Annotated in this window: 2 protein-coding genes; both read left to right on the top strand. The window is 38.5% G+C overall.

What is annotated here, in order from left to right; translation table 11 throughout:
- Window positions 1-194: 194 nt before the first annotated feature.
- Window positions 195-1,052, top strand: coding sequence for a tRNA (adenosine(37)-N6)-dimethylallyltransferase MiaA (miaA, locus tag BN338_RS00935; protein WP_039758161.1), 858 nt, complete (start codon window positions 195-197; stop codon window positions 1,050-1,052).
- 263 nt (window positions 1,053-1,315) lie between these two features.
- Entirely contained in the window at window positions 1,316-3,115 is a 1,800-nt protein-coding gene (locus BN338_RS00930) for an acetolactate synthase 3 large subunit (RefSeq protein WP_039758179.1), read from the top strand.
- Window positions 3,116-3,768: the final 653 nt, after the last annotated feature.

The raw sequence follows: 3,768 nt of genomic DNA, 5'->3' as shown, positions 1-3,768 counted from the left end.
GTTGAGTATGTTTTTTATGCGTTAACAGACAGAATTATTATGGCTGTGATTTGTTATTGAATTATGATAGCGAAAAATGTTTTGAAATTTCTTTGATATTTTTATGAAGTTTCTTTTTTGTAACTTTCATAAGGGGGCGTTGCGGGCAGTCATGCCTGTTGCAATAGGTTGCTGATTGGTAGGAATTGCTATTCATGACACAGAGAACAATTACATTGATAGCAGGACCCACGGCAAGTGGGAAGTCAGAGCTTGCTTTGCAAATGGCCCAAGAAAAAAGTGCTCTTATTATTAATGCTGATTCAATGCAGGTTTATGATGTTTTAAATATTTTAACGGCGCGGCCGAGAGAGGCTGATACCACGATTGTTCCCCATTATCTTTATGGTCATGTGAGTCCTACTTTGAATTATTCAGTAGGACAATGGTTGTGTGATGTTGAGAAGCTGTTGGTTACTTTTACGTCGAAATCAGTTATTTTTGTTGGTGGAACAGGACTTTATTTTCGTGCTCTTTTGGAGGGAATTTCGAAAATTCCTCATATTCCAGATGTTGTACGGCAGAAATGGCGTTTGCTGCTTGATAAAGAGGGGGCTGAAAGTCTTTATCGCCAGTTGTTACAGATTGATGCTGTTGTTGCTGAAAAAATTTCTTCGCAAGATGGACAGCGTATTGTCCGTGCTTTGGAAGTTTATGATGCAACCGGTGAGAAGCTTAGTTGGTGGCAAAAGCAAAAAACAACGCCTCTCATTGTGCCCAGTTGTGCTGAAAAAATTCTTCTCATGCAACCCCGTGCTTTGCTTTATGAACGCATTCATAAACGCTTGGACTCTATGATTGAAAGAGGTGCTTTAGAAGAGGTGGTGGCTATGAAGAAACTTATGCTTTCTCCTTCTTTGCCAGCGATGAAAGCGATTGGTATACCTGAATTTATGGCTTATTTGGATGGATATAGAAGCTTTGAAAATGCTCTTGAAGCGGTAAAAACTCAAACGAGGAGATATGCAAAAAGACAAATGACTTGGTTTCGTCATCAATTTGATGAAGAATGAATTCTTACTTCTTGATGAAAAAGCTAGAGCTTTATAGAAGAATTTGCAAAAGATAATTTGTGAAGAATAAATTTTTTATTGACGAATGGTATCAATGGAATTAAAAATCCTTCTATAAGGAATTTTTTTATATATTTTATGCGTTGGAATAATGGGGGGTGATCATACAATATGTGTTGTGTAATAGACTCCTTAGGGGTCTTTTTTTATGGGCTCCTTTAGGGGCTTTTTTATTGTCCTATCAAAATAGGTGAGTGGGAAAAATGAGAAATGATCCAAAACAGCAAGAGAGTTTAGATGGAAAAATAATGTCGGGAGCTGAAATAGTGGTTCAGGCTCTTATAGATCAAGGCGTTGAACATATTTTTGGTTATCCTGGTGGGGCTGTTTTGCCTATTTTTGATGTTCTTTATCATCAAAATACACTCCGGCATATTTTGGTGCGCCATGAACAAGCCGCTGGGCATGCGGCTGAAGGCTATGCACGCAGCACAGGGAAGGTAGGGGTTATGCTCGTGACTTCTGGTCCAGGGGCAACGAATGCTGTAACACCTTTGCAAGATGCTCTCATGGATTCCATACCTCTTGTTTGTTTTTCTGGGCAGGTGTCAACAACGGTAATTGGAACAAATGCTTTTCAAGAAGCTGATACAGTTGGAATTACAAAGCCTTGTACGAAGGGTAATTGGCTGGTTAAAGATGTTAATGATCTTGCAGAAATTATTCATGAAGCTTTTTCTCTTGCTCAATCAGGGCGTCCAGGACCGGTTTTGATTGATATTCCTAAGGATGTTCAATTTTCGTCAGGATTTTATAGAGCACCCCAAGTTCAGGAGTCTTTACATTCTTTTCCATCGTTGAAAGGGAATACTAAGGCTATTGAATCTGCCGTTTCTCTTTTAGTTGAGGCAAAACGTCCTATTATTTATTCTGGTGGTGGCGTCATTTCATCGGGAATGGAAGCTATACAGCTTTTACGGAATTTGGTTCAGTTGGGAGATTTTCCCATTACCTCAACACTTATGGGACTTGGTGCTTATCCTGCTTCTGGTAAAAATTGGCTTGGAATGCTTGGAATGCATGGAACCTATGAGGCTAATATGGCTATGCATGATTGTGATGTCATGTTAGCTGTTGGAGCACGATTTGATGATCGTATTACGGGGCGCCTTGATGCCTTTGCGCCTCATGCGCGTATTATTCATATTGATATTGATCCTTCTTCCATCAATAAAATTGTAAAAGCAGAAGTTCCAATTATTGGTGATGTGGCGCATGTTTTGGCAGATATAATGCAACATTTTCATAAGCTTCAATCAAAGTTTGATAAGGAAAGTCGTAAAACGTGGTGGACACAAATTAGTCGCTGGAGATCACGCAATTCTTTGGCCTATATGGAAAAAAAAGATGTTATCATGCCACAATATGCTCTTGAACGGCTTTATACACTGACCAAAGATGCGCGTGCTTATATCACAACGGATGTTGGACAGCATCAGATGTGGGCAGCACAGTATTATCACTTTGATGAACCAAAACATTGGATGACTTCTGGTGGTCTTGGAACGATGGGGTATGGTCTTCCGGCGGCTATAGGTGTTCAAATAGCGCATCCTGATGCGCTGGTTGTATGTATTTCTGGTGATGCCTCCATTCAGATGAATATTCAAGAACTTGCAACAGCTATTCAGCATGACACGCCTGTAAAAATTTTTATTTTAAATAATCAATATATGGGGATGGTTCGCCAGTGGCAGCAATTGCTGCATGGTAATCGCCTTTCTCATTCTTATACGGAATCTATGCCTGACTTTGTAAAATTGGCACAAGCTTATGGAGCCGTGGGAATTCATTGTTCAAAGTCCGATGAACTTGATGATAAAATTCAGCAGATGATTGACTGTGATACGCCTGTTCTTTTTGATTGTCGTGTTTATCATTTGGAAAACTGTTTTCCTATGATTCCATCGGGATGTGCTCATAATGAAATGCTATTACCCGATGAGGCAAACGAAGAAGCTATTGCAAATGCTGTTTCTTCTGAGGGAAAGATTCTTGTATAAAATGAATGTATTAGAAAAATGGTAAAGGATGGTGATGATGAAGTCTTTAGAGTCTTCATCTCTGTCTCTTCTTTGTAGAGAGTTCCTATTATCTTTAGAGCTCATTTTATAATTTTCATTCTCATTTTATAATTTTCATTCTTTGTTTAAAGACATGGGGTGTATTACTATTTGTTCATCTAAAAAATGTTATAAGTCATGTGCCTAATTATGTTTGAATTTATTTATACGTGATGTTTGTTTTTTTAATTCTTATATTCATATTAAGTTATTTCGTTGCATTTTTTAGATAATCCATTGAACTATCTATTATAAATTTAATTATGTTGTCTCATATGTGAAAGATTCCATCGTGCAAAAAAAGCCACCGTGCTTGAAAGGGTGCAACCATGCAAACCGTCGCGCTTATGAAAACAATAGAAAAGTTTGTCACTATGTTTTGGCGTCGCATTATGAAATGACTCCAAATCGCTCTTTTAAGGGCTTGATAGGGGAATCCCCCTAGCAGCTTGCAAGGAAGGGCAAAAATAACAAAGATCAAATGCAGCCATAGAAAATCAATTGGCCGCCATAGCCTGTAATCAGGTCGTAATCTCACCGGATTATGCAGGAGAAATCGATACATATGCGATGTGTAGTCAATAGATATAAAC

This window comes from Bartonella queenslandensis AUST/NH15 (assembly GCF_000312585.1).
GTDB classification, from domain to species: Bacteria; Pseudomonadota; Alphaproteobacteria; order Rhizobiales; family Rhizobiaceae; genus Bartonella; species Bartonella queenslandensis_A.
Note: the sequence above shows the minus strand (reverse complement) of the source record. Positions and strands in the feature narration are given on the sequence as shown.